The sequence below is a fragment of the Desulfopila aestuarii DSM 18488 genome (assembly GCF_900143695.1).
Classification (GTDB): Bacteria; Desulfobacterota; Desulfobulbia; order Desulfobulbales; family Desulfocapsaceae; genus Desulfopila; species Desulfopila aestuarii.
This window is the reverse complement of sequence record NZ_FRFE01000004.1, coordinates 46,679-67,201: the sequence shown is the minus strand read 5'-3', so window position 1 is coordinate 67,201 and position 20,523 is coordinate 46,679. Positions and strand designations below refer to the sequence as shown.

16 protein-coding genes are annotated in these 20,523 nt (G+C 47.6%); 15 read left to right on the top strand and 1 reads right to left on the bottom strand.

Translation table 11 applies throughout. The annotated features are described in order from the left end of the window. The first annotated feature begins 37 nt into the window (after window positions 1-37). From BUF15_RS05365 to ispH, 14 genes are all read left to right on the top strand, one after another. On the top strand, window positions 38-1,210 hold the full coding sequence (locus tag BUF15_RS05365; RefSeq protein ID WP_073612436.1) for a homocysteine biosynthesis protein: 1,173 nt from the start codon (window positions 38-40) through the stop codon (window positions 1,208-1,210). A gap of 16 nt (window positions 1,211-1,226) precedes the next feature. After that, window positions 1,227-2,012, top strand: coding sequence for an ATP-dependent sacrificial sulfur transferase LarE (gene larE, locus BUF15_RS05360; RefSeq protein ID WP_073612435.1), 786 nt, complete (start codon window positions 1,227-1,229; stop codon window positions 2,010-2,012). 250 nt (window positions 2,013-2,262) lie between these two features. Next, window positions 2,263-2,553, top strand: a complete 291-nt coding sequence (locus tag BUF15_RS05355) for an HU family DNA-binding protein (RefSeq protein WP_268753163.1) — start codon at window positions 2,263-2,265, stop codon at window positions 2,551-2,553. 231 nt (window positions 2,554-2,784) lie between these two features. After that, window positions 2,785-3,885: a cobalt-precorrin-5B (C(1))-methyltransferase gene (locus BUF15_RS05350; RefSeq protein ID WP_073612433.1), complete on the top strand. Its 1,101-nt coding sequence runs from the start codon at window positions 2,785-2,787 to the stop codon at window positions 3,883-3,885. Continuing rightward, the gene (locus BUF15_RS05345) at window positions 3,882-5,105 is read left to right on the top strand and encodes a bifunctional cobalt-precorrin-7 (C(5))-methyltransferase/cobalt-precorrin-6B (C(15))-methyltransferase (protein ID WP_073612432.1); all 1,224 of its coding nucleotides are present in this window, start codon (window positions 3,882-3,884) and stop codon (window positions 5,103-5,105) included. Before BUF15_RS05350 ends, BUF15_RS05345 begins: the two co-directional genes overlap by 4 nt. A gap of 95 nt (window positions 5,106-5,200) precedes the next feature. After that, a complete protein-coding gene (cobM, locus tag BUF15_RS05340) occupies window positions 5,201-5,986 on the top strand; it encodes a precorrin-4 C(11)-methyltransferase (protein WP_200802331.1) in 786 nt (261 codons plus the stop codon). Further along, window positions 5,976-6,500, top strand: a complete 525-nt coding sequence (gene cobO, locus BUF15_RS05335; RefSeq protein ID WP_073612431.1) for a cob(I)yrinic acid a,c-diamide adenosyltransferase — start codon at window positions 5,976-5,978, stop codon at window positions 6,498-6,500. Before cobM ends, cobO begins: the two co-directional genes overlap by 11 nt. Window positions 6,501-6,638: 138 nt before the next feature. Beyond that, on the top strand, window positions 6,639-8,231 hold the full coding sequence (gene hisF, locus BUF15_RS05330; RefSeq protein ID WP_073612430.1) for an imidazole glycerol phosphate synthase subunit HisF: 1,593 nt from the start codon (window positions 6,639-6,641) through the stop codon (window positions 8,229-8,231). Window positions 8,232-8,362: 131 nt separating this feature from the next. Further along, window positions 8,363-10,216 (top strand): sensor histidine kinase, encoded by a 1,854-nt coding sequence (locus tag BUF15_RS05325; RefSeq protein WP_073612429.1) that lies wholly within the window; start codon window positions 8,363-8,365, stop codon window positions 10,214-10,216. Window positions 10,217-10,222: 6 nt separating this feature from the next. Further along, on the top strand, window positions 10,223-11,581 hold the full coding sequence (locus BUF15_RS05320; protein ID WP_073612428.1) for a sigma-54-dependent transcriptional regulator: 1,359 nt from the start codon (window positions 10,223-10,225) through the stop codon (window positions 11,579-11,581). 279 nt (window positions 11,582-11,860) lie between these two features. Next, the gene (locus BUF15_RS05315) at window positions 11,861-12,853 is read left to right on the top strand and encodes a TRAP transporter substrate-binding protein (protein WP_073612427.1); all 993 of its coding nucleotides are present in this window, start codon (window positions 11,861-11,863) and stop codon (window positions 12,851-12,853) included. A 94-nt stretch (window positions 12,854-12,947) separates the two neighbouring features. Further along, window positions 12,948-13,496, top strand: coding sequence for a TRAP transporter small permease (locus BUF15_RS05310; protein ID WP_073612426.1), 549 nt, complete (start codon window positions 12,948-12,950; stop codon window positions 13,494-13,496). After that, window positions 13,493-14,890, top strand: a complete 1,398-nt coding sequence (locus BUF15_RS05305) for a TRAP transporter large permease (RefSeq protein ID WP_073612425.1) — start codon at window positions 13,493-13,495, stop codon at window positions 14,888-14,890. Before BUF15_RS05310 ends, BUF15_RS05305 begins: the two co-directional genes overlap by 4 nt. 255 nt (window positions 14,891-15,145) lie before the next feature. Beyond that, window positions 15,146-16,069: a 4-hydroxy-3-methylbut-2-enyl diphosphate reductase gene (ispH, locus tag BUF15_RS05300; protein ID WP_073612424.1), complete on the top strand. Its 924-nt coding sequence runs from the start codon at window positions 15,146-15,148 to the stop codon at window positions 16,067-16,069. A gap of 99 nt (window positions 16,070-16,168) precedes the next feature. Here the strand turns inward: ispH and BUF15_RS05295 are convergent, their stop codons facing one another. Continuing rightward, window positions 16,169-17,395 (bottom strand): LL-diaminopimelate aminotransferase, encoded by a 1,227-nt coding sequence (locus BUF15_RS05295; protein ID WP_073612423.1) that lies wholly within the window; start codon window positions 17,393-17,395, stop codon window positions 16,169-16,171. A gap of 441 nt (window positions 17,396-17,836) precedes the next feature. On the opposite strand from BUF15_RS05295, the gene pepN reads away from it, so the two are divergent. Further along, complete coding sequence (gene pepN, locus BUF15_RS05290; RefSeq protein WP_073612422.1) at window positions 17,837-20,461, top strand: aminopeptidase N; 2,625 nt, start codon at window positions 17,837-17,839, stop codon at window positions 20,459-20,461. Window positions 20,462-20,523 lie beyond the last annotated feature (62 nt).

The window sequence follows — 20,523 nt, the reverse complement described above, 5'->3', positions numbered from 1 at the left end:
ATATACCTGTAACCATAAATAGTAACGGATTTTTGATATGAGTAAAGCAAAAGTGCAAAAGAGCTACGAAGAGATTAATGCAAGGATAAAAGCAGGTGAGGCTGTGGTTGTTACTGCTGAGGAAATGGTCGGTATCGTACGGGATCGTGGTCCAGAGCAGGCTGCCCGCGAAGTGGACGTAGTGACCACTGGTACTTTTGCGCCGATGTGCTCTTCCGGAATGTTCTTTAACTTTGGCCAGATGACTCCAACCATCAAAGCCTCTCATGTCTGGCTGAATAAGGTGCCTGCCCATGCAGGACTGGCAGCGGTGGATTGTTATCTTGGTGTAACGGAACCAGCAGAAGATGATCCGTTAAATAAAATTTACCCCGGCGAGTTTCGATACGGTGGCGGTCACGTTATTGAAGACTTGCTGAGGGGGAAGAAGTTGCTGTTGGAAGCCAAAGCGTATGGGACCGATTGCTATGCAGCTAAAAAGATGAAGAAAGAGGTCACTCTTGCCGATTTGCCCTATGCACTGCTATGCAACCCCCGTAATGGCTATCAGAACTACAACTGCGCTGTAAACCTTTCTGAAAAAGCAGTCTATACATATATGGGAATGCTGAAACCAAATTGTCGTAATGCCAACTACTGCAGTGCCGGTGAACTCAGCCCCTTGTTGAACGATCCTCTTTATCGGACCATAGGCATTGGTACACGGATATTCCTTGGTGGCGCAACAGGCTATGTTACCTGGCATGGCACTCAGCATAACCCACACGTTCCGCGGACTCCTGGCGGAGCTCCCCGGAAACCTGCTGGAACCATAATGGTGCAGGGTGATCTGAAAAAGATGTCGCATGATTGGGTTCGCGGTGTCTCTATTCTTGGCTATGGTAATACCCTTGCAGTGGGTTTGGGTATTCCTATCCCGATTCTTGACGCTGAAATGGCTGCTTACACAGGTGTTTCAGATGAGGATCTTTTTACCCAGGTAGTCGATTATGGCTACGACTATACAAATGGTATTGCGCGTAACTATGGTGAAGTGAGTTATGCCCAGCTGAAGTCAGGCTCCATCATCGTCAATGGTAAAGAGGTTCCTACAGCACCGCTGTCCAGCCTGCCGAAAGCCCGGCAGATTGCGAATATTTTAAAAGAGCAGATTTCACAAGGTCAGTTTCTCCTCAATAGGCCGGCAGAAACCTTGCCGGATGGCCGGTAAGATTTAAAAGGCAACTATGCTCGACGACTTGATCACAGTACTTCGGGATTTTTTACGGCAATATACTAATGTGGCCGTAGCTTTTTCGGGAGGTGTCGATTCGACCGTTTTGCTCCATAACTGTTGCCAGGTCTTTCCACCTGAGAATATCCTGGCGTTGCATGCCAGTTCCTGTCTTCATTCAGCCATGGCGGCTGCCACTACGAAAAACGTGGTGGCAGCCCATTTTGCCTCGTCTTGCAATTTTGTTGAGATCCAGTGCGAACCGATAGGATGGCCGGATTTTGTCGTGAACGATATCAATCGTTGTTATTTCTGTAAAAAACGAACCTTTCTGCTTTTTGAAGATGAAATGAGGAAGATAGGCGTAGAGGTTTTACTTGACGGAACAAATGTAAACGATCTTCAGGAGTATCGACCTGGCATGAAGGCAGCTCGGGAACTTGGTGTTGTCTCGCCATTTCTTGAAGTTGGGATTGGGAAAAATGACATTCGTGAATATGCGCGGCGTGAATTGCTCATCAATCACGATCTCCCATCAAACTCCTGTCTTGCCACCAGAATTCCCACCGGTAATGTAATTACAATTGTGCAACTCTCTGTAATAGAGAAAGCTGAAGAATTTCTAACAACTCAGGGATTCCGTGGTGTACGGGTCAGACCTTTTCAAGGATCTGTTCATATTGAACTTTTGGATGAGGATCTGTCGAAAATACTTGATCCTGTCTGTCGCAAGAATGTCGCTCAATACTTCCAGGAACAGGGGCTGGGAATACCATTTATATGCCTCTTAGGTCGCTAGAACGTACGGCATAAAAGACATTTCTTGCCAAAACAAGCTATTTAGTGCTTGATTATGGCCTTCTATTCCATTATTGTGAATCCGTTGCTGCTCTAAAAGCCTGATTCTAAAGGGTTGTGGAGAACAAAATTGTTATTCGTCAAACGAAAAACGACGGACTTTTCTTTTGACAATTATAAGTTGGTTGAGTAAAGCATCAATCTCAGGAGAAAGGAAACAGCGAAAGCTGTACCGGTAAAAGAAAAGAAAGATTAGCAGGGAGGAATTCATGAACAAGAAGGAACTTATTGAGAGCATCGCAGGTGCAGCCGATATCAGTAAAGCTGCTGCAGAGAAGGCCCTTAACGGAACTCTCGCTGCAATTGCAGAAAGTCTGAAAAAAGGTGACAAGGTTACCTTGGTTGGTTTTGGAACGTTCTCTGTTTCCACTCGTGAAGCACGGCAGGGAAGAAATCCTCAGACCGGCTCCACCATCGACATTCCTGCCAGGAAGGTTGCTAAATTCAAAGCAGGCAGCAAATTGTCCGAGGCAATCAACTAAAGTCCTGGATTGTTTTTTGATTAAGGATTTGCGGAAGTATTACTGTTAATCTGACTGCTGTAGCCATGCCCCTGAGGATTGGTGAGTGCAGGTGATAACAGCTGCAATACTCGCTGTAAAATCCCTGCCCAGAGTTACAGGACTCAAGAGAAGAGTTAGCAGAGACATATTGCTGGATAATATGCAAAGCGTAAAAGGTCGTTCCTGCACAAGGGACGACCTTTTTTTATTATGAAAAAACTCCGTTCAGGCTATACCACTGGTGCTTGTGCCGCTGCAGCCGCAAAAGGTGCGACCCTCTGCCTTCTTTCAGGTCATGTTGTCACTGAAGCGGAAATCCCCTTTCCTGATGGCCGCCGGGTGCGTTTTGCGTTCGACACTTGCACGCCAACCGTAACTGGGGAGCAGAGCTGCTATGTGACTGTGATAAAGGACGCCGGCGATGATCCGGATGTGACAAACGGTGCGGTTATTGGTGCATCGGTCACAGTTATTCACGAACCATCAGAGAAACACCCGGCAACAATTACGATTGTCGGAGGTGAAGGGGTGGGAACCGTCACCAAGCCTGGTCTGGCCGTTCAGGTAGGGGAACCTGCCATTAATCCTGTTCCCCGGAAGATGATTCAGTCTGCTGTGCTTGAGGCTGTAGAGCAATGCTGCGGATCTTCACCAATACATCTGAGGGTGGAGATTGTCGTGCCGGAGGGCAGGGTACTTGCCGCAAAAACCTTGAATGAGCGATTGGGAATTATCGGAGGGATATCCATTCTAGGTACCACCGGCATCGTTCGACCCGTATCGGCGGAAGCATGGACAGCCACCATCACCACGGCAATGGAAGTGGCCGAGGCCACTGGCAATACTGAAATTGTTCTTTCTACGGGGAGAACCTCCGAGGCAGCGCTGCAGCAGCTTTGCGTCTTTCAGCCTGAAGCCTTTATTATGATGGGGGACTATCTCGAATTTGCCCTGAAAGAATCCGCCAAATACACATTTAACCGTCTACATCTTGCCGGCATGTGGGCCAAGATAATGAAAGCGGCATTACGAATACCCCAGACACACGTTCGATTTGGCGCTCTCGAGATGGAACAGGCAATTTCCCTTATTAATAAATTGGGGAGAACTCGAAATCGCGACTATCTCCACGGATCAAATACAGCGCGCGAACTTTACGAGCGACTGATTGATAATAACGATCAGGAAATTATCAGATTGGTATGTGAAGAAGCCCGGAACTACCATCAGGAGCTTTCAGGAAAACCTGTCACCGTCTACCTCGTGCATCATAACGGCAGGATTGAAGTGCAAACGGAAGATGAACAATGACTGAAGGAATTATTCGAGTAATTGGTGTCGACCAGCAGGGTGAAGGGAAGGTCAATGAAAGCATGCTTGCCGGTTGCAAGGCAGTTGTGCTTACCGGCAGATTTCATTGCTGCCTGCCGGCCTCTGCAGAAAGCTTGCAACGTATTCCCATCAGTCCGCTTACTGGGGCGATTGAAAGTATCAGAGACCATCTTTCATCAGGAGATGTAGCTGTTCTTGCCTCCGGCGACCCCCTGTTTTTTGGAATCGGCAAAAAACTGATTAAGGAATTCGGGCGAAACAGAGTGAAGATAACTCCTGCAGTCTCTTCTCTTCAATATGCTTTTGCTCGTTTTGCAATCCCTTGGGATGATGCCGCTTTTGTCAGCCTCCATGGCCGCAAGCATCACAACCGCGTTGCTGCTTTACTCACTCGACCACTGACCGCTGTTCTGACGGATAACATCAACAGGCCTGAGATGCTAGCTGCTGAGCTTCTGCAGTTTGTCGGCAAAAATGATGAGATGATGAAGATTCACGTTGCTGAAAATCTTGGGATGCCTGATGAGCGATGCGTGAGCGGCACTCTTGCTGAAATTGCAGCAATGACTTTTGGCAATCTTTCATGCATGATTATCGTACGCAACGAAGTCTCAAACAGCAGTGGCAAATCAAGCTTTGGGCTCATCGAAGATGAGATCATTCATAGCAGGGGACTTATAACGAAAAATGAGGTCCGAGCTTCGGCCTTACATGCTCTTGCCATTCCAGCTAACGCAATCATGTGGGATATCGGTGCCGGATCCGGGTCAGTGAGCATTGAAGCAGCCAGGATGCAGCCGGATACACTAGTCTACGCTATTGAAAAAGAAGAAGAGCAGCAACACAATATTTTAGCTAACATAGCTCGTTATGGAGTTGCCAACATACAGCTTGTATCCGGTGGAGCCCCGGAAATGCTGGCAGGACTTCCACGACCGGATCGAATTTTTGTCGGTGGTAGCGGTGGTAATCTTGCGGAAATACTCCGTCACGGAGCGGATGAATTGCTTCCAGATGGACGAATAGTCGTCTCGGCTGTGCTGGAAAAAACCCGCAAAGAGGCCCCTGAAATACTCTACCAATGCGGATTAAAGGTCGACCTGAGACAAATCGAGGTGCGGCGTTGCTGCTATCCGTCGGGACAAACAACAACATTCAACCCCATTACCCTGATAGTCGGCAGAAGCGTATCCAGATAACAGCTATTCAAGTTACCTGTTTCTTCGATTATGGTACCGACATACCAATGATTGAAATCTCAATAAAACTTTGCAGAAAATAAGAGGACTGGCAAGTGACCAACGTTACCAATAACCCTATCTGTTTTGTCGGCGCGGGTCCCGGCGATATCGAACTTATTACTGTAAAGGGGCGGAGGCTTCTCGACGAGGCTGATTGTATTGTCTATGCAGGCAGCCTCGTCAATCCAGAACTATTGAATGGTTGCAAAGCAAAAGAAATTCACGACTCCCAAGGTATGGATCTCGACCAGATTCTCGAGGTCATGCATGAGGCATGGCAACGTGGAGAGAAGGTGGTTCGACTGCATACTGGTGATCCATCAATTTTCGGAGCGATCAAAGAGCAGATGTACCGTCTAGACCAGTTGAACATTCCCTACCTGGTCGTGCCGGGGGTCACTTCCGCTGCTGGTGCTGCTGCCGCGCTTCAGGCTGAATTGACTCTGCCGGAAATCGCCCAGACAGTGATCATTACCCGGCAGGAAGGACGCACGCCTGTACCCGAAGGTGAAAAACTTCGAGATCTTGCCAGACATCAGACCACAATGATGATATTTCTTTCTGTAGGGATGATCGAGAAGGTAGTCGACGAACTGATTACCGGTGGGTATCCGACGTCCACACCGATCGCGGTTGTAGAGCGCGCTACATGGCCGAACCAGAAAATTATTAACGGCACTCTGGCAACAATTGCGTCATTGGTGAATGCCGAGAAGATAAGAAAGACAGCCATGATCTGTGTTGGCAGGGTTTTTGGTAAAGATCCCTTGACGGCCGAATCAAAACTATACGACAGCAGCTTCAGCCACGGCACCAGAGAGGCACGCTGTGGAGAGTAAAGGCATCCTTGCCATTCATACCGGCAATGGTAAGGGAAAAACTACCGCTGCCCTTGGACTTGCATTCCGGGCTTTGGGGCATGGTCAGAAAGTTGCTATCGTACAGTTTATCAAAGGACGCAAAAGCACAGGCGAGAATAAGCTCGCAGACCAATTTCCACAACTCCTCGAATTTCATGTTACCGGACGTGGTTTTACCTGGAATTCTGCAGATCCTTCTCAGGATATTGCACGTGCAAGGGAAGCTTGGGAACTGGCTCAGTCAATAATCACAGAAGGAACGGTAAACCTTCTGGTTTTGGATGAGTTGACCTATCTCGTTAAATACAAGATGGTAGCCGAAGAGGAAATTCTGCAGGCGCTTGAAAAGCGGCCGCCTCATATGCATGTGGTCATTACTGGTCGAGACGCCTCAGAGCGACTTATTGCAAATGCTGATTTGGTGACGGAAATGAAGGATATTAAACATCCATACCGGCAAGGAATTTCCGCCCAGCAAGGGTTTGATTATTGATGCATATCGAAGAATGTGCAAGGGTCTTAAAAATTGTTCTGCAGGACTGTGGTAAAAGCCTATCCCCAAACAACTACAGGGGTAAATGACATTTCAGTCGTGTCGATGTATTGAATATATTGTGAGAGGTAGCAGCTGATGATCACTTTACTTGATTATGGTGCGGGGAATGTCCGCAGTGTGAGAAACGCTATTCGTAAACTTGGGTTTGAAGTGCGTGATGTTGAAAAGCCTGAGGATATTCTCAGTGCAGATAAACTTATCTTTCCTGGGGTGGGTAATTTTGGTGTCGTCATGCAACGATTGGTGCGAGACGGTTATGCCGAGAAAATAGTTGAACGCATCCGTCAGGATAAACCGACATTTGGCATCTGTGTTGCTCTCCAGGCCTTTTTTGACGGGAGTGAGGAATCCCCAGGAGTTGCCGGACTCGGTATTATTCCAGGGCAGGTCAAGCGTTTTACAGATAGTGGGTTGTCTGTTCCTCAGATTGGCTGGAATGGTATTAAACTGCATAAAGAAAGTTCTCTTTTTTCCGCTTACAATGGCGAAAAGCTTTACTTTGTCCACTCCTACAAAGCATCGGCCAATCCAGATAACCGTGACTGGATCCTCACCACGACCGATTACGGTGAGGAGTTCATCTCTGCAGTGGCAAAAGGTCGGGTAATTGCGACCCAGTTTCATCCGGAGAAAAGTGGGGCTGCTGGTCTTGGTATTCTGGAACGTTTTTTACAAGACTCCGAAACGCTCACTGTCTGCGGAGCAAAAAATACACTGATAGCAGGGGAGAAAACCCAAATAGCTCGGCGGATTATTGCCTGCCTGGACGTCCGCAGCAACGATGCGGGAGATTTAGTGGTCACTAAGGGCGATCAGTATGATGTGCGCCAGGAAGGTGAGGTACGCAATCTCGGAAAACCGGTGGAACTTGCTCGACGCTATTACGAAGAAGGCGCAGACGAAGTGACCTTCCTGAATATTACCGGTTTTCGAGATTTCCCCCTACAAGATCAGCCAATGATTGAGGTACTGAAAGAGACCTCAAAAAATGTTTTCGTGCCGCTTACTATTGGTGGTGGTATTCGGGAATTTACCGATAGCGAAGGCAATTTTTATTCCGCACTCGATGTCGCATCACAGTACTTCCGTTCAGGAGCCGACAAAGTCTCAATTGGCAGCGATGCTGTTTATTCGGTTGAAGAGTATCTGAAGAACAGAGAGAAAACAGGAAAGACTGCAATTGAGCAGATCTCCATAGTGTATGGTGCTCAGGCGGTCGTCATTTCAGTAGACCCGCGAAGGGTTTATGTCAAAAGTTCTGACGAGACTTCGCACACCACGGTTAAAACACAGTTCCCTGGTCCAAATGGGGAGGAATACTGTTGGTACCAATGTACAGTCCGAGGTGGCCGTGAGGGGCGTGATGTAGATGTTGTCCAGTTGGTAACAGCCTGTGAAGAGCTCGGTGCCGGCGAGATCCTGCTCAACTGCATCGACAAAGATGGCACCAACAGCGGTTTCGATCTGGAACTGGTCAGGATGGTGAAAGGGGCTGTGTCCATTCCTGTTATCGCCTCAAGTGGTGCAGGTTGCCCCGCCCATTTCACAGAAGTCTTTCTTGAAACCGGTGCGGAAGCAGCGCTTGCCGCCGGAATTTTTCATCGCGGTGAAGTGAAGATCTCCTCTGTGAAAAGAGCTGTTGCCGAAGCCGGAATTGAAACACGTTAAGAGAAATGTAAGACAATTAAAGAGAAGTGATAACGATTAAAACCCTCGATGCTTTTGTGCAATTCACAGAGACGTTGGTATTTTGGGCAAGCCTGCGCTTGAACCTTCACCGGGGCGATTGATATCTGTTTATGAGTGTGATCAAAAAACCTCAGAGACGATTTTTCCTCGTCACCGGTATGGCGTTCCTGCTTATCGGCACCGTTATGCTTTGGCTTACCTCGAGGGTCATGTATCATCGCGGGATAGAGGATCTATCTAGTCAAGGAACGGTGAAGCTTGAGCTTTTTGTCACCTATCTTCAAGGGGTGTTGAAGACATATCAATCCTTGCCGGAGCTCCTTGCCATAGATGATAATCTGGTCAATGCCCTGTTGAACCCCAGGGAAGACCAGCGGATCAATAAACTGAACCGGTACCTTGAAACCATCAATGCTATCAGTGACACCGCAGATACCTATCTCATGGACAAGGAAGGGCTGACCATTGCTGCCAGTAACTGGCAGGAAGAACACCCTTTTGTCGGGCGTAACTTTTCATACAGGCCCTATTTCCTTGAGGCCATGAAAGGGCAGCTCGGTCGCTATTTTGCCTTAGGAACTACATCTTCAAAGCGCGGATATTATTTTGCCTATCCCGTCCGCAGGGCAGGGGAAATACTTGGCGTTGTCGTCATTAAGGTCAACATTGATTCGGTCGAGCAAAGTTGGGGCGAACGAGGCGATAATTTCCTGGTTACCGATCCTGATGGTGTAGTGTTTATTACCACCGAACCTGATTGGAGGTATCAGACCCTTCATCCACTCGAAGAAACGGTGCGTAAGCAGATAATTGAAAGCAGACGTTACCCAAACGCCTCGCTTGCGGTACTGACTGACACCCGGCAGGACCTGGAAGGAAATCGTCAAATTGTCCATCTCCACGATCAGAATAATCCAGTCGGTCGAAATCATCTCTTGCTTACACGCAATATGCCGGAAGCCGGCTGGAGTGTGCACATTCTGACCGACATCCAGACGGTGAAGAAGCGAGTGTGGTGGGTCAATATCATGGTTGGTGCATCTCTTCTGCTTACCTTCCTGCTTGTTCTTCTCTTGAAACAACGGCAATATCGACTGGCAGAACTTACCCTTATTCGTGAGAAAACCAGAAGGACGTTGCAACGGGCCAATGAAAAGCTTGAATTACGGGTAAAGGAGCGCACGAGAGAGCTCACTGCTATTAATAAACTCCTGCGACGCGAGATCCAGGACCGCCAGCGAACCGAAGAGACCTTACGCAAGACACGAAACGAGCTTATTCATGCAGCGAAAATGGCTGTTCTTGGTCAGATGTCAGCCGGTATCAACCATGAGTTGAACCAACCCCTGGCAGCCATTCGCAGTTATACGGATAACGGTAAGGAATTTCTCAAAAAAGGACGCCACGAAGAGGCTCTCTGGAATCTTGAGCAGATTGCCGAGCTGACTGAGCGTATGGCTCAGATTGGTGTGCAGCTCAAGTTGTTCTCAAGAAAGACGAGCGGGCAGATGACAGTTGTCCCCCTCCATGGTGTCATTGATGGAGCACTTGAGATTCTCAAGCCATCTATCCGCAAGCGAGGCGTTCAGGTGAATGTTCGTCTTGTTCCTGAAAATATTGAAGTAAAAGCCAATAATTTGCTGTTGCAGCAGGTATTGATTAACTTGATCAGCAATGCTATTCAAGCAGCGGAACCCAGTGATCTTAAAATCGTCCATGTTACAGCCGAACTTAACGGCAATGCTGTGTTGATACGTGTAATGGATAGTGGACCAGGTATTACCGCAGAAGATTTGCCACATATTTTCGAACCTTTTTTCACCACCAAGAAATCTGGACAGGGGCTTGGGCTTGGTTTGACCATCAGTGAGCGCATACTTCAGGAAATGCGCGGCAGTATTCGTGTTATCCCTCAGGCCAAAGGGCAGGGGGCTTGCTTTGAAATATCGTTAGAAAAGGCATAATCGCTCATGGATGCGCTTCACAAAGTACTTTTTATCGACGATGAAAAACATATTCGCCAGGCCAATCGGCAGACCCTGGAACTTGCCGATTTGGAGGTAATCTGCCACGAATCAGCTGAGGATGCATATTCGCTCATAAACCGGGACTGGCAGGGCGTGGTGGTATGTGACATTCGTTTGCCGAAAATGGATGGTTTGCAATTTCTGGTCGAAGTTCAGAAGATCGATAAGGATCTGCCGGTTATACTCATTACCGGTCATGGCGATATCTCGACGGCCGTCCAGGCAATGCGAGACGGTGCCTATGATTTTATTGAAAAGCCCTATTCGGCAGAGAGGCTGGTGAAAACAGTCCAGAGAGCATTGGAAAAGCGTTCGCTGACACTCGAAAACAGAAATCTGCGCCGTGAACTTGAAGCACATTCCACTCCAGGGCCAAGAATTATAGGCAAAACACCGGCCATGGAAAAACTTCGAGCCACCATTTCCCAGGTGGCCAATACCGGGGCTGACGTACTGGTTCTTGGGGAAACAGGCACGGGAAAAGAGTTGGTCGCACGGTCACTTCACGAACACAGCAATCGCAGAACCAGGAATTTTGTGGCAGTGAACTGTGGTGCATTACCTGAATCTATGATTGAAAGCGAACTTTTCGGTCATGAAGCTGGTGCCTTTACTGACGCAAGAACGCAGCGAATCGGAAAAATTGAGCACGCTAATGGCGGAACACTTTTGCTCGACGAGATTGAATCGATGCCACTGAGAGTTCAGATTCATCTCCTGCGGGTTCTCCAGGAGCGCTCTCTTGAACGACTTGGCTCAAACCAACTGATTCATCTGGATCTCCGGGTTGTGGCAGCAACGAAAGTAGATCTCAGGCAACAGGCGGAAATGGGTGAATTTCGTGAAGACCTCTATTACCGTCTCAATGTGGTAAGTCTTGAGATTCCGCCTTTGCGTGATCGGCGAGAGGACATTCCTCTGCTATTCCATCATTTCCTGTTGGTTGCCGGTCATCGTTACCAGCAGGAAATACCCCAACCAACAGCCGCACAGATGAATGCACTCATGGCCTACTCATGGCCAGGCAATGTTCGCGAATTACGGAATCTTGCCGAGCGGTATGTATTACTTGGTGGGCAGATGGGTTGGTCAATCGACAGATTGCTTTCAGGTTCTGTAGTGAATGAACAGAAGCGCAGCCTTCCGATACAGGTAGATTGTTTCGAACGCAGCCTGATTGAGCAGGCTTTGGTGGCCGCGAGGGGAAGCATTAAGGATGTGATGGATGCCTTAGATATTCCGCGCAAAACACTTTATGACAAGATGCGTAAATACGGCCTCGACAAGAGCGATTATAAGTAAAATCCTCCACCAGATCTGGCTTACAAAATATACCAATTGGCGTAAATCCCCCATGGCCAGGCTTTCGTTTGGCGGTTTTCCGCCGATATGCAGAAACCAGGTTTCTCTTTCATTTTTATTTGTTTGCGATATCAGTAAATTGCAAACACCAGTAGAAATGGTCTGATTGTTGCTAAACAGATGTATCAGAAGGCGCTTGACGTCTCTTAAAATGGCGCGGCGTTGTGATTCACGCCGTAACAATTGGATTGCTTGTATCATTACTGGAGGAGAAAACTTATGTTCCGTAAGATCACCACTTTGGTTGCAACAGCCGCTGTATCCGCAATGATTTTTGCCGGCTCCGCTCTTGCCGCTCCAATTACCATCAAGTTTTCCCATGTTGTTGCTGAAAATACACCAAAAGGTATAGCAGCCAACAAGTTCAGAGATCTTGTCGCCGAACGCATGCCTGATAAAGTTGTCGTAGAAGTTTTCCCATCAAGCCAGCTCTTTGATGACGATCAGGTCCTTCAGGCCATGCAGCTTGGCGATGTGCAACTTGCCGCTCCTGCGCTCTCAAAATTCGGTCGCTACACCAAACAACTCGATCTTTATGACCTGCCTTTCCTGTTCAAAGACATGAACGCGGTAGAAAAATTCCAGAAGAGCGATAAGGGCATGGAGCTCTTAAAATCACTTGAAAGTAAAGGTTTTGTCGGTCTTGGCTACCTTCATAATGGCCTCAAGCAGCTTTCATCTAATAAGGCTCTCAGGGTTCCTGGCGACGCAGCCGGCCAAAAATTCCGCATCATGACCTCCGACGTTCTCGCCGCACAGTTCCAGGCAGTCAACGCCATTCCTTTGAAAAAACCGTTCTCAGAGGTTTTTACTCTTCTTCAAACCAAGGCTATCGATGGTCAGGAAAATACCTGGTCAAATATTTATTCTCAAAAGTATCATGAAGTACAACCGTATATTACCGAATCCAATCATGGTGTTCTTGACTATATGGTCATCACCTCAACAGAATTCTGGAACGGTCTTCCTGATGACGTAAGAACTGAAGTGAAGAAAGCTCTTGATGAGGCTATTACTTACGGCAACCAGATCGCCGGCGATAAAGATACCGAAGCGAGAGCGAAAGTCGTTGAGTCGAAACGCTCAGAAATAATTGAGCTCACACCTGAAGAGCGTGCACAGTGGGTTGAGGCAATGAAACCTGTTTGGAAGCAGTTTGAAGACACGATCGGAAAAGACATGATCGATGCCGCTTATGCTGCGAACAACTAAAATTCCTGGCTTGTAACATAAGAATAAGTCTCGTGCTAATTTGGTAATCCGCAGGGCAATGTGCCCCGCGGATTACCGCGTAAGGAGTGTATCTATGTTTATGCGCATCCTCAATCGAGCTGAGGAAGCTCTTATATGCCTGCTGCTGGTATCGACGACGGCCCTAGTGTTCATGGACGTGGTTATGCGGTTTGGCTTCAATAAGGGATTTCTTTGGTCCCAGGAACTGACGCTTTACATGTCCGCATGGTTTGTCCTCATTGGTGCATCTTACGGGTTGAAGGTCGGCTCGCACATTGGAATGGATGCTTTCGTGAAAATCTTTTCGCCGAATATTCGGCGAATTCTTACAGCAATTGGGTGTTTACTCGGCCTTGCCTACTGTTCGCTTATCCTGTACGGCAGCTATATTTATCTAGGGAAGATAAAAAAAATCGGCATTGGTCTTGAGGATATACCGGAATTTCCAGCATGGATAGCACAAGGGGTGATGGTCGTAGGTTTTGGCATGTTCACCATCCGACTGCTGATACTGCTAAAAGACGTCATTGTCGGCAATATTGATTGTTTCCGGCATGCTGATGAGGCAAAGGATAGCATGGAGATCGCAAAAGAAATTAAACAAGGGGAGGGACTGAAATGACAACTGCCTTTCTTTTCTTTCTCCTCTTTGGGTGCATGCTGCTGGGGATGCCTATTGCACTCGCCCTTGGTCTTTCCAGTACTGCCACGATTCTGCTTTTTTCAAACGACTCTGTTCCTTCTATCGCGCTGAAATTGTTTGGAGCACTTTCGGGTCACTACACATTGCTGGCCATTCCATTTTTTATCCTTTCATCGGCATTTCTTTCTACAGGTGGAGTTGCTAAACGCATCATCCGTTTTGCCCTGAGCATGGTTGGCCATATTCATGGTGGTATTGCCATGGCTTCTGTTATGGCCTGTATGATTTTTGCCGCTGTATCTGGATCTTCCCCTGCAACGGTTGCGGCTATTGGTTCAATTGCAATTGTCGGTATGGTAAAAGCCGGTTATCCGGAATCGATAGCTGCCGGTGTCATCGCCAATGCAGGAACACTCGGGATTCTCATTCCACCTTCGATTGTCATGCTTGTTTATGCTGCAGCAACCGAAGTTTCTGCAGCCAGGATGTTCATGGCTGGTTTTATTCCCGGTATTATGATGGGCTTCATGCTCATGGTGGTAATCTATGTTGTCGCCCGAGTGAAGAAAATCCCTCGCCAGCCATGGGCAGGAATAAAGGAAGTCCTCACCTCAGGAATAAGCGCCTCCGGCGGCCTTATGCTCATTGTGATAGTGCTTGGTTCTATCTATGGTGGTATTGCCAGTCCTACAGAAGCAGCGGCGGTATCGGCGGTTTACGCTTTTGGCGTGGCGGTCTTCGGCTACCGTGATATAGGACCCATGAGAAATGAGCCCTGGCGCAAGAAAGATGAACCAATCGGTTCGATGATTACCAGAAATATTATTCAGTGCACTATTGCACTACCTAAATGCGTGTTCGATAAGGATGTGAACAAGGTGCTGCTCGATGCATCAAAGGTCAGTATCATGTTGCTCTTTATCATTGCTAACGCCATGCTCTTTGCTCATGTGCTCACAACCGAACGCATCCCGCACCATCTTACCGAGATGATAGTCAGCATGGGACTTTCGCCATGGATGTTTCTGATAGTAGTGAACCTGATGCTCCTTGCTGCCGGTAACTTTATGGAGCCTTCAGCAATCCTGTTGATTATGGCGCCGATTTTGTTCCCCATTGCCCTCAAGTTGGGGATTGATCCAATCCATCTTGGTATAATAATGGTGGTAAATATGGAGATCGGCATGCTGACTCCACCGGTCGGACTTAACCTGTTTGTTATTTCAGGTGTGACTGGACGCAGTATCGGCTGGGCTATTAAATCAGCACTGCCATGGCTGGCTGTTCTCCTGATTTTCCTTGTAATGATTACCTATATTCCACAGATTTCACTTTTCCTTCCTGAATTGATTGATAAACTGCAAGGATATTGAAATACAACCCCATTACAGCTTGACGATACCTCAGGGTCACACTGTTTTTATAACAGTGTGGCCCTGACTTTTTCCTGCTATGTATGTTTCAGGCATGTACACCAATGCCAGACCTTGAATTGATGGACAACCGTATTTGTGCACATGTTTCGTATGCTTGAAAACTCTTCACGACTTGACTACATTGTTGCTTAGATGAGCTTTTTATAGCTGAACGCTAATTCCTATTCAACCAGATGAGTCAAGAGCGGATATATGGCACAAAAGTTTCAGATTATTCTCGCATCTCCCCGTGGATTTTGTGCCGGAGTGGAGCGGGCCATAGAGACGGTAAAAAAAGCAATTCGAGACCATGGTAGCCCGGTCTACGTTCTACATGAGATAGTGCATAACAAGCATGTGTTGCAGGAGCTTGAAAGTCTCGGTGCAATCTTTGTCGAGCGGCTTCAGGAAATTCCACGCGGGGGAATCTGTATTTTCAGTGCCCACGGTGTATCAGTTGAAACAGAGGCGATTGCAGCCAGACTCGGTCTTCGCACTATAGATGCCACATGCCCGTTGGTCAGCAGCGTTCATCGCATGGTTGAAAAATACCACCAAGAAAAATGCGATGTCATTATTATCGGTCATCATCGCCACCCTGAAGTTGAAGGAACTGCCGGCAGGGTCCCTGATGGGGTTCATATTGTCGCTACAGTCGATGAAGCGCGAACTGTTACCTTGAACGACAATGATATGGTTGCCTATGTTACCCAGACTACCCTCAGCCGGGAAGATATCGTTGGCATACAACAGGTACTGCTCGAGCGCTTTCCGAAGTTGAGAGGGCCGAAGTCGAACATCTGTTTTGCAACGGAAAATCGACAGAATGCAGTGAGAGCATTAGCGGAAATGACCGATATTATTTTTGTGGTTGGCTCAAAAAACAGCTCGAACTCCAACAGGTTGCGGGAGGTTTCCCTCAAATCTGGAACGATAGCCTTTCTGATCGATGATTACTCGGATATAGATCCGGACAGTATTGTGGGGGTTAACAGGGTGGGTATTACTGCCGGGGCCTCTGCTCCAGAACGGTTGGTTCGAGGGGTTGTCGAATACCTGCGCAAGCATGGAGCAGGTGAGGTCCTCACCCTTGAAGGGTTGGAGGAATCCGTCCATTTCAGTCCGGCCTCGTTATAACGATCAAAAAAGATAGAAGAAATGAAAAGGGAGGCGCAGCATTGAATTGCTACGCCTCCCTTTATTTTCACTTCAAACCTAATGACAGAAAAGAACTATCTATTTGCCGAATGCCTCGCGAATACGCTGCATGGCTTTCACGACATTCTCGTAGCTATTGAAGGCGGAGATGCGAATATAGCCATTGCCGCACTTGCCAAATCCCGCTCCCGGTGTACATACCACTCCGGCCTTATTCAGCAGCATGTCGAAGAACTCCCATGAATCCATGTTGCCCCAGATCCATACGTACGGTGAGTTTTTGCCGCCGTCATAGGTAAAGCCAAGTTCTTCCATAGTGGTACAGATCAGCTCGGCGTTTTTCAGGTAATAATCCACCAGTTCCTTGGCCTGTACTTTGCCTTCTTCACTGTAGAGAGCTTCGGCTGCCTTCTGAACGGGGTAGGAGACACCGTTGAACTTTGTGCAGTGTCGACGATTCCATAACGCATGCACCGAGTGGACTTTGCCTGTTGTATCGTAAGCCACACATTCTTTCGGCACAACGGTAAATGCACAGCGTGTTCCAGTGAAGCCACCGCTTTTTGAGAAACTGCGGAACTCGATGGCTACCTCTTTTGCGCCCTCAATCTCATAGATGGTTTTCGGCAGCGACTCATCCTGAATAAATGCTTCATAAGCTGCATCGAAAAGGATCAGCGCCTTATTGGCTCGCGCATAATCCACCCAGGTTTTCAACTCTTCCTTAGTGATGGTGGAACCGGTAGGGTTGTTTGGGAAACAGAGATAAATAAGGTCGACAGGTTCTTTGGGCAGGGCAGGGACAAAGTTGTTTTCTTTGGTCGAGTCAAGATAGACGATTCCTTTAAAACGACCATCCTCAAAGTTAAGCGTCCTGCCCGCCATTACGTTGGTGTCAAGATACACAGGATAGACCGGATCAGGAATCGCTATGGTGATATCCTGAGAAAAGAGTTCCTGGATATTGCCGGTATCGCATTTTGCGCCATCGCTGACAAAAATCTCATCGGCCGAGATATTTGCACCTCTTGCGTGGAAATCGTTTTTAGCTATAGCTTCACGAAGAAACGCATACCCTTGTTCGGGACCATAGCCCCGAAAGCTTGCGTCAACCGCCATCTCGTCAACGGCCTTATGGAACGCATCGATACAGGCTTTCGGCAGGGCACGAGTAACATCGCCGATACCGAGCTTGATTACTTCACGGTCGGGATTTTTTTCCTGAAAAGACGCAACGCGTTTTGCGATGTCGGAAAAAAGATAGGATGCCTGTAGCTTAAGATAATTCTCGTTAATTGTAATCATTGGAAGGTTTCTCAGTTGTTTTCTTGGGTAAAATACTTAAGGTTCATCCTGAAATCACTCAACATGCCAACTCTTCGTTATCTTTATCAAGTTGCCTCAGAAGACGATTCTGTTCGTTCAGGAAAAAATCTGAAGACAATGTGATTAAGCCGGGTTGCAATTTAAGAAACAAGTTGAATTCAGAGTCGTTGCGTAAAAAACAGTATGATGTTTTCTGGCCCAGGACGAATATGTTTACATTCCACACTCCTGTCTTTTAGGCAGGATGTGTAATTCTTTATAGCGTCCAATACGTAGTATATTCGTCTGTTGCAAATACAATACGACACGCTAAGCAACTATGTTAAAGCAGTCATGAATATAATTGTCGTGCCTTAGCTGTCAACAGGCAAAAACATGACCAGCCAAAGAAGATCTTCTTTATAAAAGGAACCATCCCTGATGAAGAATGTGGAACATCCAACAATTTATCGGAAAGACTATCGCGTCCCACCGTTTATTGTCGAATCGATTTCTCTTATCTTTCAACTCCAAGACGACCACACCGACGTTTTCGCCACAACCAGATTTCGCAAAAACCCAGACGCCGGAGAAGAGGGCGATCAACTGTTTTTGAATGGCGAAGACCTGGAGTTGTTATGGATTCGCTGCAACAGTGATGAACTCGCTGCCAATATGTATCAGGTGAACGAAAAAGGTCTGTCCCTTACAGCACCCGGTGACAGTTTCACTCTTGAGATCGCTACCCGGATACGGCCCGATGCAAACACACTCCTAGAAGGTCTTTATCGGAGCAATGGCAACTACTGCACCCAGTGTGAGGCGGAAGGATTCAGGAAAATCACCTATTATATTGATCGCCCAGATATACTTGCGCCTTTTACTACCCGGATTGAAGGCAACAAGAGCAATTGTCCGGTGATGCTCTCCAACGGTAACAAGGTTGATGAAGGGGAACTAGAAGATGGTCGCCATTACGCGGTATGGCACGACCCTTTTCCCAAACCTTCCTATCTCTTTGCACTGGTGGCCGGCGACCTTCGTTATATTGAGGATTTCTTCACCACAAAATCCGGGCGAAATATTTGCCTGCGTATCTATGTGGAGGAACGTAATATCACCAAGTGCGATCATGCGATGCTGTCGCTAAAAAAGGCGATGCGGTGGGACGAAGAGGTGTACGGACTTGAGTACGATCTCGACATTTTCATGATCGTAGCTGTTGATGACTTCAATATGGGGGCCATGGAAAATAAAGGACTGAATGTTTTCAACTCCAAATATGTCCTTGCTCTTCCCGAAACTGCCACCGATAACGATTATCTCGGAATTGAAGGGGTGGTTGCTCACGAATATTTCCATAACTGGACAGGAAACAGGGTGACGTGTCGTGACTGGTTCCAGCTTTCCCTGAAGGAAGGGCTTACCGTCTTCCGGGATCAGGAGTTTTCCGCAGATATGAATTCTCGTCCGGTACAGCGCATCGACGACGTACGGATACTCAGAACCGGACAGTTCCGCGAAGACAGTGGACCGATGGCCCACCCGGTTCGGCCAGACTCTTATGTTGAGATCAACAATTTCTACACCTCCACAGTTTATAACAAAGGTGCTGAAGTCATCCGTATGATGCACACGCTGCTTGGCGCTGAAGGATTCCGCAAAGGCATGGATCTCTATTTTGCCCGTCATGACGGGCAGGCCGTGACCTGTGATGACTTTGTGGCGTCCATGGCGGATGCCAACGACTACGATCTCGACCAATTTACTCGTTGGTATAGCCAGTCAGGAACCCCTGTAATAGAGGTGTCGGAGCATTTCGATTCGGAAAAAGAGGAATATAGCTTAAATTTGAAGCAATCCTGCCCCCCCACGCCCGGTCAACCAGAGAAGAAGCCGTTTCACCTGCCGGTGGCAATCGGTCTCCTTGATCAGGATGGTAAGGATATTCGCATAACCGACGACGACACTCTTGTTCTTGAACTGAAAGAAGCCGAGGAAACCTTTGTATTTTACGGTATCGAACAGAAACCCGTAGTCTCTTTCCTCAGGAATTTTTCTGCACCGGTGCGGGTAAAGCCCTTCCAGTCACAAGAAGAACTTGCCTTTCTCATGGCCCATGACAGTGATTTGTATAACCGTTGCGAAGCCGCTTTTCAATTGGCTGAACAGGTCATTTTTGCCGCGTTAGAAGCATTGCAGGCAGGCGGTCAACCAGTACTTGATGATCAGTATTTGACGGCAGTTTCTGCGAATATTTCCGGCGGACAGAATGACAAGGCTTTACTGGGCCAAGCACTGCAATTGCCATCGGAAACATATCTTGCTGGACAGATGACAGTGATCGACCCCGATAATCTGCACGCTGCTCGAAATTTCGTTAAGCGCGAGCTAGCAGGAAGGTTAATTGATAAATTCACGGCCCTCTATCTTGAAAATGACGAAGCAGAGTATCAACTTACACCAGAAGCTATGGGCAAGCGGAGCTTGAAAAATATCGCCCTCGATTATCTTATGGCGATCGATGCTCCTCCGCAGGAGATAATCGACCGGTGTCTGGCCCAGTATGAAACCGCTAAGAATATGACAGATGTCGTCAGCGCTCTGCAAATTATTGCCAACAGCGAGCTCGATGTCCGCGAGGAAATTCTTGGTGATTTTTATGAGTTATGGCGTAACGACCCGCTGGTCATGGATAAGTGGCTTATTATCCAGGCTACCTCGAAACGCCAGGATACACTGGATGAAGTGAAGAGATTGATGAGCCATCCCGTTTTCTCAATGAAGAATCCCAATAAAGTAAGGTCTCTGGTTGGGGCATTCTGTGCCATGAATCATGTCCGCTTCCATGACCACAAAGGTTTGGGGTACGCATTTCTGGCTGACCGTATCATAGAGTTGAACACTATCAATCCGCAGATTGGTGCACGGATGGTCTCGCCGTTTACCACCTGGAAAAAATATGATGGAGAGCGTCAGCATATGATGCGGGATCAACTGGAGCGTATCGTGAATACAGAAAATCTCTCCGGCGACATTTTTGAGATAGTGAAAAAAAGTTTGTGATCAAGAACCAGCTTTGTGATTATCAAAAGGAATCGCCAAGCTGGTTAGATTTATGGTGACTC